This is a genomic window from Acidocella sp. (assembly GCF_028687955.1).
Classification (GTDB): domain Bacteria; phylum Pseudomonadota; class Alphaproteobacteria; order Acetobacterales; family Acetobacteraceae; genus Acidocella.
This window is the reverse complement of sequence record NZ_JAQTZC010000005.1, coordinates 31,675-52,332: the sequence shown is the minus strand read 5'-3', so window position 1 is coordinate 52,332 and position 20,658 is coordinate 31,675. Positions and strand designations below refer to the sequence as shown.

Annotated in this window: 17 protein-coding genes; all 17 read right to left on the bottom strand. The window is 65.2% G+C overall.

The features are described 5' to 3' along the window. Nucleotides 1-97: 97 nt before the first annotated feature. Nucleotides 98-1,306, bottom strand: a complete 1,209-nt coding sequence (locus tag PHE40_RS01370; protein ID WP_299956921.1) for a cellulose synthase operon protein YhjQ/BcsQ — start codon at nt 1,304-1,306, stop codon at nt 98-100. 251 nt (nt 1,307-1,557) lie between these two features. Continuing rightward, on the bottom strand, nt 1,558-1,764 hold the full coding sequence (locus tag PHE40_RS01365) for a cold-shock protein (protein ID WP_284258154.1): 207 nt from the start codon (nt 1,762-1,764) through the stop codon (nt 1,558-1,560). A gap of 166 nt (nt 1,765-1,930) precedes the next feature. Continuing rightward, on the bottom strand, nt 1,931-3,379 hold the full coding sequence (locus PHE40_RS01360) for an efflux transporter outer membrane subunit (protein WP_299956911.1): 1,449 nt from the start codon (nt 3,377-3,379) through the stop codon (nt 1,931-1,933). Then, a complete protein-coding gene (locus tag PHE40_RS01355; RefSeq protein ID WP_299956908.1) occupies nt 3,376-6,672 on the bottom strand; it encodes an efflux RND transporter permease subunit in 3,297 nt (1,098 codons plus the stop codon). The genes PHE40_RS01360 and PHE40_RS01355 overlap by 4 nt, the downstream gene beginning before the upstream one ends. Further along, nucleotides 6,669-9,746 carry an efflux RND transporter permease subunit gene (locus PHE40_RS01350; RefSeq protein WP_299956906.1) on the bottom strand — a complete coding sequence of 1,026 codons (3,078 nt, stop codon included), beginning with the start codon at nt 9,744-9,746 and terminating at the stop codon, nt 6,669-6,671. Before PHE40_RS01350 ends, PHE40_RS01355 begins: the two co-directional genes overlap by 4 nt. Continuing rightward, nucleotides 9,743-10,888, bottom strand: coding sequence for an efflux RND transporter periplasmic adaptor subunit (locus PHE40_RS01345; RefSeq protein WP_299956903.1), 1,146 nt, complete (start codon nt 10,886-10,888; stop codon nt 9,743-9,745). The genes PHE40_RS01350 and PHE40_RS01345 overlap by 4 nt, the downstream gene beginning before the upstream one ends. A 109-nt stretch (nt 10,889-10,997) precedes the next feature. Further along, on the bottom strand, nt 10,998-12,269 hold the full coding sequence (gene serS, locus PHE40_RS01340; RefSeq protein WP_299956901.1) for a serine--tRNA ligase: 1,272 nt from the start codon (nt 12,267-12,269) through the stop codon (nt 10,998-11,000). Then, nucleotides 12,262-13,062: a twin-arginine translocase subunit TatC gene (gene tatC / locus PHE40_RS01335; protein WP_299956930.1), complete on the bottom strand. Its 801-nt coding sequence runs from the start codon at nt 13,060-13,062 to the stop codon at nt 12,262-12,264. The genes serS and tatC overlap by 8 nt, the downstream gene beginning before the upstream one ends. Nucleotides 13,063-13,071: 9 nt before the next feature. Beyond that, the gene (locus tag PHE40_RS01330; RefSeq protein WP_408838287.1) at nt 13,072-13,470 is read right to left on the bottom strand and encodes a twin-arginine translocase subunit TatB; all 399 of its coding nucleotides are present in this window, start codon (nt 13,468-13,470) and stop codon (nt 13,072-13,074) included. Nucleotides 13,471-13,527: 57 nt separating this feature from the next. After that, on the bottom strand, nt 13,528-14,199 hold the full coding sequence (locus PHE40_RS01325) for a gamma-glutamylcyclotransferase (RefSeq protein WP_299956896.1): 672 nt from the start codon (nt 14,197-14,199) through the stop codon (nt 13,528-13,530). Then, complete coding sequence (gene scpB / locus PHE40_RS01320) at nt 14,196-14,759, bottom strand: SMC-Scp complex subunit ScpB (protein ID WP_299956894.1); 564 nt, start codon at nt 14,757-14,759, stop codon at nt 14,196-14,198. The genes PHE40_RS01325 and scpB overlap by 4 nt, the downstream gene beginning before the upstream one ends. Continuing rightward, nucleotides 14,752-15,507 carry a ScpA family protein gene (locus tag PHE40_RS01315; RefSeq protein ID WP_299956891.1) on the bottom strand — a complete coding sequence of 252 codons (756 nt, stop codon included), beginning with the start codon at nt 15,505-15,507 and terminating at the stop codon, nt 14,752-14,754. The genes scpB and PHE40_RS01315 overlap by 8 nt, the downstream gene beginning before the upstream one ends. Then, on the bottom strand, nt 15,491-16,177 hold the full coding sequence (locus tag PHE40_RS01310) for a site-2 protease family protein (protein WP_299956888.1): 687 nt from the start codon (nt 16,175-16,177) through the stop codon (nt 15,491-15,493). The genes PHE40_RS01315 and PHE40_RS01310 overlap by 17 nt, the downstream gene beginning before the upstream one ends. After that, nucleotides 16,174-17,028 carry a beta-N-acetylhexosaminidase gene (gene nagZ / locus PHE40_RS01305; protein WP_299956885.1) on the bottom strand — a complete coding sequence of 285 codons (855 nt, stop codon included), beginning with the start codon at nt 17,026-17,028 and terminating at the stop codon, nt 16,174-16,176. Before nagZ ends, PHE40_RS01310 begins: the two co-directional genes overlap by 4 nt. Next, nucleotides 17,025-17,720 (bottom strand): SPOR domain-containing protein, encoded by a 696-nt coding sequence (locus tag PHE40_RS01300; RefSeq protein ID WP_299956882.1) that lies wholly within the window; start codon nt 17,718-17,720, stop codon nt 17,025-17,027. The genes nagZ and PHE40_RS01300 overlap by 4 nt, the downstream gene beginning before the upstream one ends. 2 nt (nt 17,721-17,722) lie before the next feature. After that, complete coding sequence (argS, locus tag PHE40_RS01295) at nt 17,723-19,456, bottom strand: arginine--tRNA ligase (protein ID WP_299956928.1); 1,734 nt, start codon at nt 19,454-19,456, stop codon at nt 17,723-17,725. Nucleotides 19,457-19,466: 10 nt separating this feature from the next. Further along, nucleotides 19,467-20,609 carry a deoxyguanosinetriphosphate triphosphohydrolase gene (locus PHE40_RS01290; RefSeq protein ID WP_299956880.1) on the bottom strand — a complete coding sequence of 381 codons (1,143 nt, stop codon included), beginning with the start codon at nt 20,607-20,609 and terminating at the stop codon, nt 19,467-19,469. Between the last annotated feature and the right edge of the window lie 49 nt (nt 20,610-20,658).

Genomic DNA, 20,658 nt, shown 5'->3' with positions numbered 1-20,658 from the left:
AGCTTATACCAGCCCGCCACCAAACCCAGAGAGTCAAGCTCTTGGCGGGCTGGTATGAGTGTTCAAAACAGATGCGGCCCCTTGCGCGGGGCCGGGTTCAGTTGCTGAAAATGCGCTTCCAGACGGAGGGAGGGTGTTCACCCTGTTTCTCGGGGCCGCCGCCGGTGATATCTGTGGCGATATCCAGCACGGCCTTGCTGTAAGCCGCGGGCAGGAATTCCTGCGGCCGGCCCAGGTTCTGGCCCTTGGTCAACCCGGTGGTGTAGGGCAGCGTGTGGTCAATGGCGCGGCCCAGGGCCGATTCCATGGCGCTGGCGGTTAGGGTTTCCAGGGTTTTCGGGCACAGGTTGTTTATGGCCAGAATGCTGCGCTGGCCGGTGCTGGCGGCTTCATGCCCGCGCATGATCCGCGCGGCATTGCGCACGGCGAGGATCGTCGGATCAGCCAGCATGATGAGGAAGCCGGACTGGTCCAGCACGGTGTTGACCACCGCGCCGCTGCGCGAGGCGGCATCCAGAACAACAAAGTGGAAATGCTCGACCAATACGGTAAGCAACTCCTTCAAACTATCCGGCGTGATGGGATCGGCGGCCATGAGGCCGTTATCAGCGGTGAGCGTGAACAGCCGCGGCCCGCGCAGGGCGAGGACTTTTTCCAGCCCCAGATGGTCCAGCCCGGCGATGTTCTGCAACGCCGCCACGAGACCATGGCTGGGCGGCAGGTTGAACACCAGGTTCACCGCGCCGTTGTAGACGTCCAGATCAACCACCACGGTCCGGCGTGAAAATCCATAGGCCAGATGCCAGGCCAGGCTGCATGCCAATGTGGTGGCGCCAACGCCACCGCGCGCGCCGAGCACGGCGATGGTCTTACCGGCACGCGGGGCGCGGGCCGGCTCGCTGGCATGCGCGCCAAGGTTAAGGCCGCGGCGCAGCATGGCCGCGGTGAGGGGCTTTAGCAGATAATCAGCGACGCCGAGCTGCATGAGATCACGGAACAGGCCGACATCATTACGGTCGCCCGCGACGATGATGCGCGTGCCTGGCTCGGCGAGGTTGGCGACGCGGGTCATGTCGTTCAGCGGCTCGGAGGAATCGGATATGTCAACCAGGATCTGGTGCGGCCAGGATGGAAGGGTTTTGACGAAGCCGAGCGCGTCGCCGATGCTGCCTTGCCGGACCACGGCGTTCTTCAACTCAAGGTCGAACACCAAGGACTGCACAAGGTCGCGGCTGTCCGGGTCACTGAGAAAGGCCACAAGGTCCAGCGGGCGGGCGGGCTCGTTATATCCGGCTATTTCATTCATATTCATTTCCCTGCACCAGGCTTCTGGCGCGAAGTGTTAACGACATAGAAGAAAGCCGCATTGACCAGGATCAAGCGGGAACAGCGAGAGGGCGGGTGGCGGCGGTGCGCCGGAGGTGTAGCCAAAAGTCCTTGAAAATCAGTTACAACACCAGCCACTATAATAAGGATGGGGGGCGTTGAGAAGCCTGTGCGCCGGGCAAAAAAAAGGCGGTGCAAACTGCACCGCCCCATTCCTCCGGCAAGCGGCGATTAGCCGGCCTGCAGATTTTCCGCCGAGAGCTTGCCCTGCTGGCCAGCCTGAATCTCGTAGCGAATCTTCTGGCCCTCGTTGAGGGTGCCAAGGCTGGAACGCTCAACAGCCGAAATGTGCACGAACACATCCTTGGAGCCGTCGTCGGGCTGGATGAAACCATAACCCTTGGTTGCGTTAAACCACTTCACTGTACCTGATGCCATGTCGCATCTCCTAACAAACAGCGACCCGCAACATGCAGGCCAAAATACTCTTCAGATTGTTGGGGAAGCGTCGGACCGCAAAAGCAGAGAAAGCACGCAACAACAAGAAACGAAAAGCGCCGTGGCCACCCTATACGCCAGTTTTGCCCGGACCACAAACAATGAATTAAGGCGCGAAGGGGAGACGGGCCTGGATTGCCCCCGCCCCGGGCAGGACAGATGCCTGAAATCCGCCGCCCAGGTCCTGGAACAGGGCAACGCTGGCCAGCAGGCGGTTTTGCTGCACGGCAAGCTCAGCTTGCTGGTCGCCCAGCAGGATAAGCTGGGCGCTCACCACCGTGGTGTAGTTCACGGTGCCGGCCTGGTACTGGTTGAGGGCGATGCGCAGGGCACTTTGCGCGTCGGCCACGGCGCGGGCTTCAACCTGCGCCTGCGCCGCGAGAATCCGCAAGCCTGAGAGATCGTTCTCCACCGCCTGCAGGGCGCTCAGCACGGTTTGCCTGTAGGTCTGCACGCTTTGGTCATAGGCGAATTCCGCCGCGCGCACGCTGGCGCTGCGGGTGCCGCCCGCGAACAGGGTGGCGGATAGATTGGCCCCCAGCGACCACAGGCTGTTGCTGACCGAGAACAGCCCGCCGATGGGGTCCGCCGCGTAACCGCCCAGCGCGGAGAGGCTTAAATCAGGGTAATAGGCGCCCTCCGCGATGCCGATTTTGGCGTTGGCCTCGGCCATGGCGCGTTCGGCGGCGGCGATGTCGGGTCGGCGCTGGAGCAAGGTGCTGGGAACGCCGGGCGGGGCCACGGGCACCATGGTGATCTGCGCGGCGGGGGGCAGGCTGAAAGACTCGGGCGTTTGCCCGGCCAGCACGGCGATGGCGTGCTCATATTGCGCGCGCGTCACCCCGGCGTTGATGAGCTGGGCTTGGGCGGCGTCAAGCTGGGCGCGGGCGGTGATGACATCGGAGGGAGGGGCAACACCCGCCGCCGCCTGGTTCTGGGCGATTTGCAGGCTGCGCGTGTCGGCGGCGACGGTGGCCTGGTAGAGCGCGGTTGCGGCGTCGGCGGCGCGCAGATCCACATAATCAGCCGCCAGCGCGGCCTGGGCGCTCAAGGTAGCGTTGGCAAGGTCCGCGGCGCTGATCTGGGCTGCCGCCACATCCCCCTGCACCTGGCGGCGTATCTTGCCCCAGATGTCAGGCGTCCAGGCGGCGCTGCCCTCAAATGTGCCGGAGGTGCGCGGCCCGGCGCCAAGGCCGCTGGTGCTCTGCTTGGCCCGCGTCGCGCTGCCGGTGAGGCCGAGGCTGGGGAACAACCCGCCGCGAGCCTCCTGCACGATCTCCAGCGATTGCCGGTAGGCATCATAATCAGCCAGCAGGGTTGCGTTGCGCACCGCTACCTGGGGTTCCAGCCGGTTGAGCTGCGGATCGCCAAAGGCCTGCCACCAGTTGCCTTTGGGGGCGCCATCAGCCGGGGCGGCGCGCACCCAGCCAGCGGCGGCTTGGTAGCTGGCGGGCATGGCCAGTTGCGGGCGGTGGTAGTCCGGCCCCACCATGCAGCCGGAGAGGCCAAGAAGGCCGAGGAGGCTGAACGCCCATTTGCTGGTCATCGGTTTCATCGCGCCTCCACAATGCTGCCCGCGCGCGGCACGGCGGTGTCTGGCCGGCCTCGCAGGCGGGTGGCGAGCCGGTCCAGCCATAAATAAATGACGGGGGTGGTATAAAGGGTGAGCGCCTGGCTGACGATGAGGCCGCCAATGATGGTGAGGCCCAAGGGCTGGCGCAGCGAGGCGCCCTGGCCAAGGCCGATGGCGAGCGGCAAGGCGCCCAGCACGGCGGCGAAGGTTGTCATCATGATCGGGCGGAAGCGCAAGGTGGCGGCCTGATAGATCGCATCCTCGGGCGAGAGGCCCTGGCCGCGCTCCAATTGCAGGGCGAAGTCGATCATCAGGATGGCGTTTTTTTTCACGATGCCGATGAGCAGTATAACGCCGATGAGCGCGATGATGGTGAGCGGCACGTTGAGCACCAGCAGGAACAGGGTGGCGCCCACCCCGGCGGAGGGAATGGTGGAGAGGATGGTGAGCGGATGCATCGTGCTCTCGTAGAGGATGCCCAGCACAATATAAACCGCGGCCAGGGCCGCCAGGATGATCAGTGGCTCGGCGCTGGCGGTGGACTGGAAAGCGGCGGCGGTGCCTGCGAAATTGCCGGTGATGGTGAGCGGCACGTCCAGATTGCTCATGGTGCGGGTGATGGTGGCAGCCGCGGTGCCCAGCGCCACGCCGGCGGGCAGGTTGAAGGAGATGGTGGCGGCGACGCGCCCGCCATCATGGTTCACGGCAATGGCGGTGGAGCCGCGCGCATAGCTGGCGATGGCGGAGAGCGGCACCATGGTTTCAGCATGGGTGCTGACGGCGCTGCCCGCCGAGGCGGCGGACCTGCCGCTGGCGGCAATGGCGTTGATGGCGGCGTTGGTGGCTGAATCCAGCGCCACGCTGGCCACCGTGCCGCTGGCGCTGGCGGCCTTCGTGCTGGCGAGCACGGTGCCGACGGGGGCGTTGGTCTGCGATGTGCCGCTGGCCACGCCGCCGGAGGTGGAAATGTAGATGCGCGAAAGATCAGCCGGGGTGCTCTGGTATTGCGGCGCCAGCTCCATCACCACCTGATACTGGTTCAGCTCGTTATAAATGGTGGAGACGGCGCGCTGGCCGAAGGCATCATAAAGGGTGCTGTCAATTTCGCTGGGGGTGATGTTCATGCGCGCGGCCTGCGCGCGGTTGATGATGATGTTGGTCTCCAGCCCGCCTTGCTGCAGATCGGAGCTGACATCCGCCAAGTCTTTCTGCTGCTTCAGCGCCGCGATAATTTTGGGAATCCAGATGTTCAACGCATCAGGGGCATCGCTTTTGAGCGTGTATTGGTATTCGGCATTGCTGGAGCGCCCGCCGACGCGCAGATCCTGCGCCGCGACCAGAAAGGTTTGCACGCCGGGGATGCGCGCCAGCGGTTTGCGCAGCAGCGCCACGATGGCGGTGGCCGAGGCATGGCGCTGGGCCATGGGTTTGAGGGTGATGAAAAGAAAGCCGCTGTTGGTGGCGCGCCCGCCGGTGAAGCCGGCGACCGAGGCAACGCCGGGGTCATGCTGCACGATGGCCTCCAGCTCTGTGAGTTTCTGCTTCATCAGCGGGAAGGAGATGCTCTGGTCGGCCTGCACCGTGCCGATCAGCAACCCTGTGTCCTGCTCGGGGAAAAACCCCTTTGGCACCACGATGAAGAGGAGCACGTTGAGGAAGATGGTGAGCACCAGAACGGCGCCGACCAGCCTGGCGTGGCGCAAGGCCCAGCGCAGCGAGCGGGCATAACCCTCCAGCGTGGCGTTGAAGGCGTTCTCCAGCCAGCGCAGCAGCCGGTTTGGCGTTTTGCCCGGCGGCTCCAAGCGCAAAAACATGGCGCAGAGCATTGGCGTGGCGGTGAGCGAGACGAGCAGCGAGATGAGGATGGTGATCGAGAGGGTCTCTGCGAATTCCTGAAACAGGCGGCCAAGCAGGCCGGGCATGAGCAGAATGGGTGTGAACACCGCGATGAGCGAGAGGCTCATGGACAGCACGGTGAAGCTGACCTCGGCGCTGCCGCGCAGGGCGGCCTCATGCGGGGCCATGCCCTCTTCCAGGTGGCGCATGGTGTTCTCCACCACCACGACCGCGTCATCCACCACGAAGCCAGTGGCGATGGTGAGCGCCATGAGGGAGAGATTATCGATGGAGAAGCCGAGCAGGTACATCGGCCCGAAGGTGCCAATGATGGAGATGGGCACGGCGATGCCGGGGATGAGAGTTGCGCGCGGCGAGCGCAGAAAGACGAACACCACCGCGACCACCAGCAGCACCGCAATGAAGAGGGTGCGCTCAGTATCGGCCAGCGCGGCGCGGATGGATTGCGAGCGGTCCAGCGCGATGCCGAAATGGATGGCTGGGGGCAGCGCCGCGCGCAGGGTGGGGAGCATGGCGCGCAGCTGGTCCACGGTGCGGATGACATTGGCGTCTGGGCTGGGATGGATGATGACGAGCACGGCATGCTGGCCGTTGTAGAGCCCGGCATTGTGCAGGTTCTCCACCGAGTTGGTGACCTGCGCGACATCCGAGAGCCGCACCGCCTGGCCGTTGCGGTAAGCGATGACGAGGTTGCGGTATTGCGCGGCCACGCTGGCCTGGTCGTTGGTGTAAATCTGGTAGCGCATGCCGCCGGCGTCAAAATATCCCTTTGGCGCGTTGGCGTTCGCGGCCGCCAGGGCGGCGCGCACATCCTCCAGCCCGATGCCGTAGCGCGCAAGCGGCCCTGGTTGCAATTCCACCCGGACCGCGGGCAGCGCGGAGCCGCCGAGTTCGACATTGCCTACGCCGTCGATCTGCGAGAACTGCTGTTGCAACACGGTATCGGCGGCGTCGTAGAGCTGGCCAGGGGTCATGGTTTTGGAGGTGAGCGCCAGGACCATGATCGGCGCGTCGGCGGGATTGAACTTCTCGTATTGCGGGTTGGCGCGCAGGGTGCTTGGCAGATCTGCCCGCGAAGCCTGGATGGCGGCCTCTACATCGCGCGCCGCGCCGTTGACGCTGCGGTTCAGCCCGAATTGCAGGACGATGCGCGTGACGCCGACGCCGGATTGCGAGGTCATCTCGGTGACATCGGCGATGGTGCCCAGGTGGCGTTCCAGCGGTTCGGCCACGGTGGCGGCCATGGTGTCCGGGCTGGCGCCGGCCATGTTGGCCTGGACCTGGATGGTGGGAAAGGAGATCGGCGGCAGCGGCGCGACAGGAAGCTTGAAGAAGGCAAGCGCCCCGGAAAGCGCAATGCCGAGGGTGAGCAGCGTGGTGGCGACCGGCCGGCGGATGAAGATGGAAGAGAGGTTCATGCCGGTTTCAGGCGGCGGGAGAGATTGTCAAACGCCAGATAGACGACCGGCGTGGTGAACAAAGTGAGTACCTGGCTGACCGCGAGGCCGCCGATGATGGCCAGGCCCAGCGGCTGGCGCAGCTCCGAGCCCATGCCGCCCGCCAGCATGAGCGGCAGCCCGGAGAACATGGCGGCCAGAGTTGTCATGAGAATGGGGCGAAAGCGCAGCATGCAGGCTTCAAAAATCGCCTCGCGCGGGGATTTGCCCTCATTGCGTTCGGCGTGCAGGGCGAAGTCGATCATCATGATCGCGTTTTTCTTCACGATGCCGATAAGCAGCACGATGCCGATGATGCCGATGACATCCAGCCCATCGCCCGCCAGCCAGAGGAACACCAGCGCCCCCACGCCGGCCGAGGGCAGCGTGGAGATGATGGTGACCGGGTGGATGAAACTCTCATAGAGCACGCCAAGCACAATATAAACGGCGATGAGCGCCGCCAGCAGCAGGAACACCTCGTTGTTGAGCGAGCTTTGGAACGCCTCGGCGGCGCCGGTGAAAGTCATCGTGACCGAGGGCGGGAGGTTGAGGGATTTTTCCGCCCGCGTGATCGCTTTCACCGCGCCGCCGAGCGAGGCGCCGGGGGCGAGGTTGAAGGAGATGGTGCTGGCGGGAAACTGGCCGAGATGCTCCAGCACCAGAGGCTCGGGCTGGCTGGTGAAGGTGGCGATGGCCGAGAGCGGCACCTGGCCGCCGGTGGCGGTGGAGGACGGCAGGTAGATATTGCCCAGCGAGGCGATGCTCGTCATCTGCGCGGGGTTCACCGTGAGAATTACGCGGTATTGGTCAGTCTGGGTAAAGATGGTGGAGATGATCCGCTGGCCGAACGCGTCGTACAAGGCGCTGTCCACGGTGGCGGGGGTGATGCCAAAGCGGGCGGCGTTGGTGCGGTCTATGTTAATGAAAACGGAGTTGCCCGCGGCCTGGAGCTGGCTTGCGACATCGGTGAGCTGCGGCAGCGCGCGCAGTTTGGCCATGAGCGGGGGGATGTAGCGGGCAAAAGCGGCCTGCGAGGGGCTTTGCAGCACGAATTGATACTGCGCCGGAGAGACCATGGTGTTGAGCGTGAGGCTTTGCACCGGTTGCAGATAGAGCGAAATGCCCGGCACGGCGGCGGCCTCGCGGCTCAACCGCGCGATGATCTGCGCGGCCGGAGCGCTGCGCGCGCCCTTGGGCTTCAGGTTGATGAGAAAGCGCCCCTGGTTGAGCGTGATGTTGGTGCCGTCAACGCCGATATAGGAGGTGAGGCTGACAACGTCTTTGTCTTTCAGGAGCGCATCGGCCAGCGCCTGCTGGTGCTGGGCCATGGCGGCGTAGGAGGTGGTTTGCGCCGCTTGGGAAATGCCCGCGATGACGCCGGTATCCTGCACCGGGAAAAAACCCTTGGGAATGAACGCATAGAGCGCGATGGTGAGCACCAGCGTGGCGATGGCCACCCCCAGGGTGAGGCGCGCATGGGCCAGCACGCGCTCCAGCCCGCGCCCGTAGGCGGCGAGCAGGCGGTTGAACTGGCGCTCGTTCCATGCCTCGAAACGTGAAGGTGTGTCCTCGCCCTTTTTGTGCAGCAGGCGCGCGCAGAGCATCGGCACCAGGGTGAGCGAGACCACGGCGGAGATGATGATGGTGATCGCCAAAGTTACCGCGAACTCAGAGAACAGCCGCCCCACGACATCGCCCATGAACAGCAGCGGGATGAGCACCGCGATGAGCGAGACGGTGAGCGAGATGATGGTGAAGCCGATCTGGCCGGCGCCCTTCAGCGCCGCCTGCAACGGCGGCTCGCCCATTTCAATGTAGCGCGAGATATTCTCGATCATCACGATGGAGTCATCCACCACGAAGCCGGTCGCCACGATCAGCGCCATCAGGGAGAGATTGTCGATGGAGAAATGGCTCAGATACATGAAGGCCAGCGTGCCGATGAGCGAGACCGGCACGGAGATGCTGGGGATGATGGTGGCCCGCAGATTGCGCAGGAACACGAAGATGACGGCGATGACGAGGCCGATGCTCAAGGTCAGCTCGAACTCGGCATCGTTGACCGAGGCGCGGATGGAGGTTGTGCCGTCGCTCATGACGCTGACCACCATCGCCGCCGGAAGCCCCGCGGTAAGGCTGGGCAGCTCACGCTTGATGGCATCCACCGTGGCGATGACATTGGCGTTGGGCTGGCGCTGCACGTTGAGGATGATGGCGGGCGTGCGGTTAGCCCAGGCGCCCAGCTCGGCGTTCTCCGGGGCGGCGATGATCTTGGCGACATCGCCCAGATAAACCGGGGTGCCATTTTTATACGCCACCACGATCTTCTGATATTCGGCGGCGCGGGTGATCTGGTCGTTATCGTTGATGGTGTAGCTCTGCGTGGGGCCGGAGAAGCTGCCTTTGGGGGTGTTGACGTTGAGATTGCCGATGAGGGTGCGGATATTGTCCAGGCTGATGCCGTAGGCGGCGAGCGCCCGCGGGTTGACCTCGATACGCACCGAGGGGGTGTTGCCGCCGCTCACCGTCACCAGGCCGACGCCGGGAACCTCCGAGATGCGCGCCGCCAGACGTGAGTTGGCGAGTGCTTCCACATCCGTCAGCTTCATGGTTTTGGAGGTGATCGCCAGGGTGAGCACCGGGGCGTCGGCCGGGTTCACCTTGGCGTAGACCGGCGGGGCGGGAAGATCGGCGGGCAGCAGGTTGCCCGCTGCGTTGATCGCCGCCTGCACCTCCTGCTCGGCGATATCGAGGCTCAGCGAGAGGTTGAACTGCAAGGTGATGACCGAAGCCCCGGCGGAGCTGGCCGAGGACATCTGGTTCAGCCCTTCCATCTGGCCGAGCTGGCGCTCCAGCGGCGCGGTGATGGAAGAGGTCATCACCTGCGGCGAGGCGCCGGGGTAGAAAGTTTGCACCTGGATGGTGGGGTAGGTGACATCAGGCAGCGCCGAGACGGGCAGGTATTTAAACGCGACCAGCCCGGCCAGGACAAAGGCGAGCATCAGCAGCGAAGTCGCCACCGGCCGCAGGATGAAAACTTTGGAGGGATTCACGGGGCGGCGGTCGCGGCCACGCTCACCTTGGCGCCGCCGCTCAGGCGGTCCACGCCGTCAGTCACCACCAACTCGCCGGGGGTGATGCCCTTGGTGATGACGGTGTTGGTGCCATCAGAGGGCCCGGTGGTGACGGGCTGCACGCGCACGGTGTCATCAGCGTTGACGACATAGACATATGTGCCCGGTGCGCCGGTCTGCACGGCCTGGCTTGGCACCAGCGTGGCGTTTTGCAAGGTGTTCACCAGCAGATGGATGTTGACGAACTCATTGGGAAAGAGCGCGCCATCGGTGTTGGCGAATTTGGCGCGCAGCTTCACCATGCCGGTGGCGGTGTCCATCTGGTTGTCAACCGCGGTGAGGACGCCCTTTTCCAGCCTGGTGGTGTCATCGCTGGCGTAGGCGGTGGCGGGGAGTGTGGCCCCCTGCCCCAGCCGCACCAGCACCGGCGCTAGATCCGCCTGAGCCACGGAGAAGATCACCGTGGTTGGCGACATGGTGGTGACCACGGCGATGCCGGTGCTGCTGGCGGGGGTGACGTAATTGCCGGGGTCCACCAGCCGCAGGCCAACTTTGCCGGCTACCGGTGAGGTGATGTGGCAGTAAGCGAGGTTGAGGCGTGCCTGGTCGATATTCGCCTGATCGGATTTGGTGGCGGCGGTGTCCTGCGCGACGAGAAAGGTCTGGTCGCTCACCTGCTGCGCGGAGATGGAGTCCTGGCGGGCCAGAATCTGGTAGCGCGCGAGGTCTGATTTCGCCTGGCCGAGGGCCGCCGTGTCCTTCGCCAGCGCGGCCTGATATTGCTCAAGCTGAATCTGGTAAGGGCGGGGGTCGATCTCGGCAAGGAACTGGCCCTTGGTGACGTTTTCGCCCTCGGTGAAGGCGATCTGGGTGAGATAGCCGCTGAGCTGCGGCAGCACGGTGATGGTCGCGGTGGGGGTGACGGTGCCAAGCTCGTCGAGCACCACGGGCATCGCCCCGCTGACAGCCTTGGCAACACCGACAGCCTGCGGCCCTGGCTTATGCGTGCCGGCGCCGGTGCCCGCGTGGCGATACCAGATGAAGCCAGCGAGAAGGAGCGCGAGCGCCGCGAAAATCCAGCGTTTTTTGCCGCGCTCGGGCGCTGCCACAGGGTTAACCACGCTACTCTCTCCCCACCAAACTCGTAGGGTCTATAGCCCGTTACAATGCGCTTGTCCCGGCGAAGAGTTTGCGGGTTGATGACAAAGAGTAACCCGGTCTTGGATTGCGTTAGAGCGCGGCGATGCGCTCCAGCCCGCCCATGTAGGGGCGCAGCACGGCGGGCACGCTCACCGAGCCATCCTCGTTCTGGTGGTTCTCCAGCACCGCGATGAGCGCGCGGCCCACCGCGACGCCCGAGCCGTTGAGCGTGTGCACGAAATCCGGCTTACCCTCGGGTATGCGGTAACGCGCGTTCATCCGCCGGGCCTGGAAGGCGCGGGTGTTGGAGCAGGAGGAAATCTCGCGGTACATCCCCTGCCCCGGCAGCCAGACTTCCAGATCGTAGGTCTTCACCGCGGAGAACCCTGTATCCCCGGCGCAGAGCAGCATGCGGCGGTAGGGCAGCTCCAGGGCTTCCAATATATGTTCGGCGCAGGCGGTCATGCGCTCATGCTCGGCCTCGGACTCCTCGGGCCGGGTGATGCTGACCAGCTCCACTTTCGCGAACTGGTGCTGGCGCAGCATGCCGCGCACATCGCGCCCGGCGGAGCCTGCCTCGGAGCGGAAACAGGGGGTGAGCGCGGTCACGCGGATGGGCAATTGCGCGGCGGGGAGAATTTCACCGGCCGCCAGATTGGTCAGCGAGACCTCGGCGGTGGGGATCAGCCAGCGGCCGTCGGTGGTTTTGAACAGATCCTCGGCGAATTTGGGCAACTGGCCGGTGCCGAACATCGCGCTGTCGTTGACCAGCAGCGGCACCACGGTTTCAGTGTAGCCGTTTTGCGTGGTGTGAGTGTCGAGCATGAACTGGCCAAGCGCGCGCTCCAGCCGGGCCAGGGTGCCACGCAGCACGGTGAAGCGCGAGCCGGCCAGCCGGGCGGCGCCTTGGAAATCCATCAGCCCGAGGGCCTCGCCGATTTCGAAATGCTCCCGCGCCGTGAAGGCAAACGCCGGCTTCTTGCCCCAGGTTTTCACCTCAATGTTGGCGTTCTCATCGCGGCCTTCCGGCACGGCGGCGTCGAGCACATTGGGGATGGCGGATAAGGTCTCGCGGATCAGCAGGTCCAGGCGCGGAACCTCGGCCTCCAGCGTCTCCATCTGGCCGCGCAGGGCGCCGCCTTCGGCTTCCAGGACGCTGGTGTCCTGCTTGGCGCGCTTGGCCTCGCCGATGTGTTTGGCCAGCGCGTTGCGGCCGGCCTGAAGCTCCTGCAACTGCGCCACGGCCGCGCGGCGCTCGCCGTCCAGCGCGATCAACTCGCCCGAGAGCGGCAAAATCCCACGCCGGGCCAGTGCCGCGTCAAACGCCGCAGGGTCCTGGGTGATCGCCTTTATATCATGCATGGTCTGCCTCCAGCGGCACTTTCGGCTCCACCATCTTCACGGCGAAAAGCGAAATCTCGAACAAAAAAATCAACAACCCGGCCATTAAACATTGCGAGGGCACATCCGGCGGCGCCATGATGGCGGCCACGATGAAACAGCCGACGTAAGCGTAGCGGCGGTATTTTTTTAAAGCGGTGGCGTTCACGATGCCCACGCGCCCGAGCAGGGTGAGCAGCACCGGCAGCTCGAAGCTGAGGCCGAAGGCGAAAATCAGCTTCATCACCACGTTCAGATAATCGCTCACCTTGGCCAGCAGGGCGATCTGTACATCGCCATTGCCGCCGCTGGTCTGGAAGCTGAGGAAGAATTTCCACGCGACGGGGAAGAACACATAATAGGCCAACGCGCCGCCCATGAAGAACAAAATGGGCGTGACGATGAGAAACGGCAGCATCGCCCGCTTCTCGCGCTTGTAGAGCCCCGGCGCCACGAACAGCCAAAGCTGCCCCGCGATCATGGGAAAAGAGATGAACGCGGCGGCAAACACCGAGACCTTCACATAGGTGAAAAACGCCTCGAACAGCGCGGTGTAGATCAGCTCCGGCTTCTCGCCGCGCGCCTCCAGCGCGTGCGCCAGCGGGGCCGCCAGAAATTCATAGATCCGCGCGGCGAAATGGTAGCAAACGATGAACGCGATGATGAAGGTGATCCCTGACCACATCAGCCGCTTGCGCAGCTCGGTCAGGTGCTCCATCAGCGGCATTTCCCGATCGTTGATCTCGTCATCCGGCCCCACGGCTGGCGTTTCCATCTCGGCCACTTAATACCCCCAGCGTTTCGTGCCCGGCGGAATAAAGGCCGGAACCGGCTTTTTGCGCGCCGCGTCCGGCGGGATGAAGGCCGGCGACTCGGGCGTTTCTTCCACCACCGGGGCGGGCGGCACATAGGCCGGCGCCGCCACATCGCCCGTGGCCTTGGCCAGCTCCCCGCGCAGCGTGCCATCGGGGTCAACCGTTTGTTCCGCGGCGCTCTTGAAGTCAAAATTGCGGAGCCTGCTCAGCTCGCCCTTCACATCGGCCAGATTGGCCTCGCGCATCATTTCATCAACATGGCCCTGGAATTCGGCCGCCATGCCGCGCGCCTTCTTGATCAGGCTGGTGACAGTGCGGATCGCCACAGGCAAATCCTTCGGCCCGATGGCAACCAGTGCCACCGCCATTATCAGACCAATCTCGCCCCAGGAAAATCCGAACATTATTCGCTTGCTAGCAGAGCCTTAAGGGTTGGGCAAAGCTGCGGCGACGCGGGCCAGCCCGGCATCACCCAGCCCGAGCGCGTGCAGATGCGCCATGGTGTTCTCCAGATACTCCCGGCAGGTGCCCAGATCGCCCTTCGCGGCGGCGATCATCGCCGCCGTTTGCGCCACGCTCAGCTCTTTTATGTAGCGCGGATGGGCGGCGTTGACGACGAAAGTAAGCGCGGGAAAGCGCGCTTCCCCGGCCCGCAGCATCACCCAGCGCGCATGATAGGCGCCGCCGAACATCTCGCGCTGCCATAAAATTTCCAGCTCCTGGCGCACCACGGGGGCTTTGATGCGAAACGCCAGCCCCCGGCAGGCGCCGCCGTGGTCCAGCGCCAGGACCAGCCCCGGAGTCTCGCGCGTGCCGCGGCCCATGAACATTTTGAGGCAGAATCGCCGATGCCAGCCGTGCAGATGCGCCGGGCGGGCCTCGGCATACTCGAACGCCGGGTTCCAGATGAGCGAGCCATAGCCGAACACCCACAAATCCTGGCCAGGGTCGTGCCGGGCGAGGCTGGCGTCGAGCAGCGCGGCCATTTCGGCGTCGGTACGCTGAGGAGTATCGTTCGGGCAGATCAACGCCTGCGACTCCTGGTAGGCCCGCAAAGTGCCGTCCAACAGGGATTCGCGGGTCAGCTTCAGGATCATGCGCCGGCTCCAGCCTCCGCCGCCGCGGTGGACGGGCCGGAGGGGTCGATGAGCAATTCCTCGCGCCGGGGCAGATCGCGCAGACTGTTGAGGCCGAATTGCGCCAGAAAGGCGGGCGTGGTGCCCCAGAGCGTGGGCCGGCCTGGGGTCTCGCGCCGCCCCTTGGGCGTGACCAAGCCGTTCTCCAGCAACAGGTCCAGCGTGGTCTGGGAGAGCGAGGCGCCGCGGATCTCCTCGATTTCGGTGCGGGTAACGGGCTGGTGGTAGGCGACGATGGCCAGCGTCTCCATCGCCACACGCGGCAGCCGGCGCGGCAGCTCCACCACCTTGCGCAAGGCTGGCGCGATGTCCGGCGCGGTGCGGAACAGCCAGCCCCCCGCCACCTGCACCAGATTAACCCCGCGCGGCGCATAAAGCGCGGCCAGCGCGGCCATCACCGCGTCCACATCCGCATCCTCGGGCAGCAGGTTTGCCAGAACACGGGGGGTCACCGGCTGGGTGGCGGCGAACACCACCGCCTCGGCCAGACGCAACGCCTGGTTTTGGTCTGTCTCAATCATCAACGGCCTCACTCTCGCCCGTATTACGCAACAGAATTGGGCCAAAAATTTGGTCCTGACGCAATTGCAAACTGCCGCCCTTGGCCATTTCCAACCCTGCGATCAGTGTCGCGGAGATGGCGGCGCGGCGGGGAATGCCGTCCTCCAGCCCTTCGGGCAGAAATTGTTCCAGGCTCGACCAGTCCGGCAGCGAGCCGACCAGCCGGGCCAGGCGCTCCAGCGCGTTCTGCACCGAGAAATACACCATCGGCCGGGGTTTGTACTGCAATTTTGCCCCAGCGCGGCGGCGCGCGGCAAGATAGGCGCTGAGCAGCCCGCTCAGCTCCAGGCGCAGGCCTGAACGGTCAGTCTCGGTGAATTCCTCGGGCGTGCCGCGATGGAAGAAATCCCACCCGAGCTGCGGGCGCTGGCCCATCCAAGCGGCGGCGGCGCGCACGGCCTGGAGATCACGCAGGCGGCTCGCCAGCGTCTCGGCCGCGTTCTCCGCGTCCTCCGGCTCACCCAGGGCCGGGACCAGCAGGCGCGACTTCAGCCAGGTGAGCCAGGCGGCCATTACCAGCCAATCAGCCGCCAGCTCCAGGCGGATTTTCCGCGCGCCCTCGATCACGGCGAGAAATTGCTCGACCAGCGCCAGGATGGAGATTTTCGCCAGATCTACCTTTTGCGCGCGCGCCAGCTCCAGCAGCAAATCCAGCGGGCCTTCAAAACCCTCAAGCTGCAGAACAAGCGACTCAGTTTCCACTGCCATGCCCCGTTATTTGCAGGATAATCTGTTCCGCCCAGGGTAGGATGCGGCCCATGGCTTCCTGAAACGGGTCAAACCGCAGGCCGAACTGCGCCAGCACCAGGGGCAGGATGAATATGACCAGCAAAACCAGTATGATACCCTGCCTCTCAAACCCCGCCAGCCAGCGCGCGGCGGGCAGCGGCAGCACGCCGACGGCAATGCGCCCGCCATCCATCGGCGGCATGGGAAACAGGTTAAAAAGGCCGAGAACAAGGTTGATTTCAATAAAATAAACCAGAAAATCAACGCTGTGCCCGGCGTTGAGCAAAAAGCCGCCGAGCACCGCCAGGGCGAAGTTCATGAGGGGGCCGGCGGCGGCCACCACCGCCATCAACTGGCGCGGATGGCGCGCGCCGTTCAGCCGCAACTCCATGGGGTTGACCGGCACGGGCCTCGCCCAGCCATACATGAAGGCGACATGGCCGATGGTGGTGAGCTGGCCCACCGCCAGAATCAGCGGGAAGAGGATGCTGCCGAACGGGTCGATATGTTTCAGCGGGTTGAGCGTGAGCCGCCCTGCCCGCTCGGCCGTGGTGTCGCCCAGCAGCCGCGCCACCGCGCCATGCGCCAGCTCATGCAGCACTACGGAAATGACCAGCGCGAGGATGACCTCCAGAGTGCCGGTGCTCATGCGCCCAGAGCTTCCAGAATTTGGGTGTTTCCCGCCATGTCCCCGGGGCAGTAGAGCGCGATATCGCACCCCGCCGCCAGCGCCGCCAGCGCACGCTCAGCCGGGCTGCCGGAGAGCGCGTGCATCGCCAGATCGTCGCTCACCAGCGTGCCGGAGAAACCGATTTCCCCGCGGATGATATCACGGATCACCGTGGGGGAGATCGTGGCCGGGTTTTGCGGGTCGAGATGTTCGTAGATGACATGCGCCGTCATCGCCCAGGGCAGGTTGTTATTCCGCGCGAAAGGATAAAAATCGGCGCTCAGATCGGCCGCCTCCACGCGCGGCAGGGCGAGATGGCTGTCCACCAGCGCGCGGCCGTGGCCGGGTATGTGCTTCATCACCGGGATGATCCCCGCGGCGATAATGCCGCGCGCCATTTCCGCACCCAGTTGCGCCACCACCTGCGGGTCGTGCGAGAGGGCGCGGTCGCCGATGATATCGCTGGCGCCGGGGTGGCGAAGGTCCAGCACCGGGGCGGCGGCAACATCAAAACCGGCGGCGCGCACCATTTGGCCAAGCGCGAGACCGTGGGTGTAAGCAGCCTCGGGAGTTTTCAGCGTCCCGGCGGCGGACAGCGCTGGCCAGTGCGGCGGGCGCAGCCGGGCGACGCGGCCGCCCTCCTGGTCAACCATCAGGACCGCGCCGGGCGGCAGTGCTTCACGCAATTGCCCCGTAAGTTCCGAGAGCTGATGCGTGTCTTGAATGTTGCGGCTGAACAGGATGACCCCCCGGGGGCGATGCGCGCGCAACAGCACCCGTTCGCCGGGCAGGAGATGCAAGCCCGAAATGCCGAGGATCGCCGGCTTCAAAACGGCGCGACGGTGCAGGCCGCCCCTTTTGCCGCCACGGCGGTGCAAAATGCCTGCGCCGCTGCGGGGGTGGAAAACCCGTCCACCCGCAGGCGCCAAACGCTCTTGCCGTTGACCACGGCGGGAAGAATGACAGGCGATTTACCGGCCAGAACATCAGGCATTTTGCGCTTCAGCCCATCCCATACGCTTTGCGCGCCTGCTTCATCAGCCGTGGCGGCGAGTTGCACCTGCGCGGGACCGGCTGGCGCGGGCGTTGATGCGGGCGTTGCCGTGGGTGTTGGCACAGAAGGCGTTGATGCGGGCGGTGATGCGGGCGTTGGCGCGGGTGATGGCGGCGGCTGGTTGATGCCTGCGGCTTGGTCCAGCTGCGCGACATCGGGTGGCGGGGTGGCGGGCGCCAACTGCGGCGGCGCGCCGGAGGCATCGCCAGACATGATCTGCTGGTCGGCCCCCGGCACTGTGAGGCCGCCAGGATCAAGCGGCGCGACCCGCAGCGGCCCCGGCGGCGGGCCGATGACAGGCGGCGGGCCAAAACCCGTGGCGCGCACACCGCCCCACAGCAGCGCCACCAGAATCAGCAATACGGAAACACCGCCCGCGCCCAGCACCATCTTGCGGACGGCCTGGTCCATCGGCTGCCCGGGCCGGTGGGTCTGGTAGATGAATTCGTCGTCGCCGGGATCGCTCAAGCCTATCTCATCTCCTCAACCGGGGTGACACCTAGCACCGCTAACCCTGAGCGCAGCACGGTGGCCGTGGCCGCGACAAGGGCAATCCGCGCCGCCGTTTCCACGGGGGATTCAGCCTGGATGAAGCGCAGGGCGGCATTGTCGCGCCCGGCGTTCCACAACGCATGGAAATCTCCCGCCAATTCATACAGATAAAACGCAATCCGGTGCGGCTCACGGGCTTCCGCCGCCTGCTCGACCATGCGCGGCCAGCTGATGAGCCGGCGGATCAGAGCCAGTTCTTCCGGGGCGGTGAGCGATGACAGCTCAGCCCGCGCATCCACGGCTCCCGCCGCGCGAAGCACCGAACGGCAGCGCGCATGGGCGTATTGCACGTAGAACACCGGATTATCGCGCGTCTGCGCCACCGCGGCGTTGAGGTCGAAATCCATCTGCGCGTCGGATTTGCGCATGAGCATGATGAAGCGCACCGCGTCCGGGCCGACCTCGTCGATCAGGTCGCGCAGTTCCACGAAGGTCCCCGCCCGCTTGCTCATGCGCACCGGGGCGCCGTCCTTCATCACGCGCACGATCTGGCACAGCAGCACATCCAGCCGGGCCGGGGTATCGCCCGCCAGGGCTTTCACCGCCGCCTGCATGCGCCGCACATAGCCGCCGTGGTCGGCGCCCCACACGTCGATCATCGCGCTGAAGCCGCGCGCCATCTTGTCCGCGTGGTAGGCGACATCATTGGCGAAATAGGTGTTGCTGCCGTCAGATTTCATCACCGGACGGTCAACGTCGTCGCCAAATTCAGTGGAGCGGAAGAGCGTCTGCTCGCGCGGCTCCCAGTCCTCCGGCGTTTTGCCCTTGGGCGGCTCCAGCACGCCCTCATAGATCAGCCCGCGATCCTGCAACTGGCGCAAAGCACGCTCCACGCCGCCAGCTTCCACCATTGCGCGCTCGGAGGAGAACACATCATGCACCACGCCCAGCGCCGCCAGATCCTCGCGCACCAGCTTCAGCATCTCCGCCACGGCGAAGTCCCGGAAAATATCCAGCCAATGGGCTTCCGGCGTTTCGGCGAACTCATCGCCATATTTTTCCGCCAGCGCGGCGCCGATGGGAATGAGATACGCGCCGCCATATTGCATGCCGCCGGAAACGGTATCGATATAGGCCTGCGGCGAGAGGCCCAACGCCTCCAGATAGCGGACATAGACCGAACGGCCGAGCGCGATGACCTGCGCCCCCGCGTCGTTGACGTAGAATTCCTTGGTGACCGCATACCCCGCCTTGGCCAGCAGGTTCGCCAGCGCATCGCCCACCACAGCGCCGCGGCAATGGCCGACATGCAGCGGCCCGGTGGGGTTGGCGGAGACATATTCCACGTTGACGCGCCCGCGCCCCGCACCTTGGCCGTACCCCTCGCCCGCCGCCAGGATCACCGGCACCTGCGCTAGCAGCAAAGCGGGCTCCAGCGTGAGGTTGAGAAACCCCGGCCCGGCCGGCTCCGCCTTGGCGATGCCGGGGCGCATGCCCAGGCTGGAAGCCAGGGCGGCGGCGATCTCGCGCGGGTTTTTGCCCGCCGGTTTGGCTGCCACCATCGCCGCGTTGCTCGCCATGTCGCCATGGGCGGCGTCCTTGGTCGGCGTCACCTCGATGCGGGCTAAAATCTCTCCGGGCAAGCCTGGCAGCAGAGCCGCAAGGTCTTCCAGAACCCAGGCGCGGGCCTGGGCGAACATGTTCTCGGTCATCATCACTCTTTCAGGCCGGCACTGCCGGGTTGGTCAATCTTGCGTATTCGTCCAATGCGTAGCGGTCGGTCATGCCCGCCACATAGTCGCGCACCACGGTGGCGGCCTGCGCGCTGCCCGGCTCGCCCGCGCGCACCCGCCAGTCGTCAGGCAGCAGATACGGGCGCTCCAGCAGCAGCCTGCCCAGCTCCGTGGTCACCACCCGGGCTTTGTGGGTCATACGGTTGACGCGCCAGTGCCGGTACATCCGCTCGAACAGGAATGCCTTGATTTCGCGGTGCGCCGCCGCCAGGGCGGGGGAAAAGCCGATCACCGGGGTTGCGGCATCGCGGATCGCGTCGGCATCCACCGGGGCCAGCGCCGCCAGCCGGGCGGCACTTTCGCGCAGCACATCGTGCACCAGGGCGTTGATCATGCGCCGGCTCAGCTCATGGCGCACGCGGTTGGTCTCGTTTGTCAGCGCCTGGGATTCGCGCAAGGCGCCCCCGATCAGCGGCAGATGGGCAATATCGGCAAAGCCGAACAGCCCGGCGCGCAGGCCGTCGTCCATGTCATGCGTGTTGTAGGCGATGTCATCGGCGAAGGCCGCCACCTGCGCCTCGGCGGAGGTCTGGCGCAACAGGTCGAGCGGGTATTTCACGTCAAACGAGGCGATATAGGCCGGGGGGCTGCGCAGCGGGCCGTTGTGCTTGGCCAGGCCCTCCAGGGTCTCCCAGCTCAAATTCAGCCCGTCAAACGCGGCGTAGCGATGCTCCAGCAGGGTGACGACACGCAGGCTCTGCGCGTTATGGTCAAACCCGCCGAAGGCTTCCAGCGCCTCGTTCAGCCCGCGTTCGCCCGCATGGCCGAAGGGCGGATGCCCCAGATCATGCGCCAGGGCGAGGCACTCGGTCAGGTCTTCATCCAGCCCCAGCTTGCGCGCGATGCTGCGCGCGATCTGCGCCACCTCCAGGCTGTGGGTCAGCCGGGTGCGGTAGAAATCGCCCTCGCGGGTGACGAACACCTGGGTTTTGTATTGCAGCTTGCGGAAGGCTGAGCAGTGGACCACGCGGTCGCGGTCGCGCTGGTAGGGGCTGCGATCATCGGAGTGGATTTCAGCGAATTGCCGACCGCGCGAGCGCGCCGCCTGCACCGCATAAGGGGCTAACATCATACGTTCAGCCTTAACCCATCCCCACCCTTACCTCCAAGGCCCGGACGCA

Excerpts from the sequence above, each read along its gene's own strand:
- PHE40_RS01355 (WP_299956908.1), bottom strand. The coding sequence starts at position 6,672 with ATGAACCTCTCTTCCATCTTCATCCGCCGGCCGGTCGCCACCACGCTG.
- PHE40_RS01325 (WP_299956896.1), bottom strand. The coding sequence starts at position 14,199 with ATGATCCTGAAGCTGACCCGCGAATCCCTGTTGGACGGCACTTTGCGG.
- PHE40_RS01290 (WP_299956880.1), bottom strand. The coding sequence starts at position 20,609 with ATGATGTTAGCCCCTTATGCGGTGCAGGCGGCGCGCTCGCGCGGTCGG.
- PHE40_RS01315 (WP_299956891.1), bottom strand. The coding sequence starts at position 15,507 with ATGGCAGTGGAAACTGAGTCGCTTGTTCTGCAGCTTGAGGGTTTTGAA.
- scpB (WP_299956894.1), bottom strand. The coding sequence starts at position 14,759 with ATGATTGAGACAGACCAAAACCAGGCGTTGCGTCTGGCCGAGGCGGTG.
- PHE40_RS01360 (WP_299956911.1), bottom strand. The coding sequence starts at position 3,379 with ATGAAACCGATGACCAGCAAATGGGCGTTCAGCCTCCTCGGCCTTCTT.
- argS (WP_299956928.1), bottom strand. The coding sequence starts at position 19,456 with ATGACCGAGAACATGTTCGCCCAGGCCCGCGCCTGGGTTCTGGAAGAC.
- PHE40_RS01310 (WP_299956888.1), bottom strand. The coding sequence starts at position 16,177 with ATGAGCACCGGCACTCTGGAGGTCATCCTCGCGCTGGTCATTTCCGTA.
- tatC (WP_299956930.1), bottom strand. The coding sequence starts at position 13,062 with ATGGAAACGCCAGCCGTGGGGCCGGATGACGAGATCAACGATCGGGAA.
- PHE40_RS01330 (WP_408838287.1), bottom strand. The coding sequence starts at position 13,470 with ATGGCGGTGGCACTGGTTGCCATCGGGCCGAAGGATTTGCCTGTGGCG.
- PHE40_RS01365 (WP_284258154.1), bottom strand. The coding sequence starts at position 1,764 with ATGGCATCAGGTACAGTGAAGTGGTTTAACGCAACCAAGGGTTATGGT.
- PHE40_RS01370 (WP_299956921.1), bottom strand. The coding sequence starts at position 1,306 with ATGAATGAAATAGCCGGATATAACGAGCCCGCCCGCCCGCTGGACCTT.
- serS (WP_299956901.1), bottom strand. The coding sequence starts at position 12,269 with ATGCATGATATAAAGGCGATCACCCAGGACCCTGCGGCGTTTGACGCG.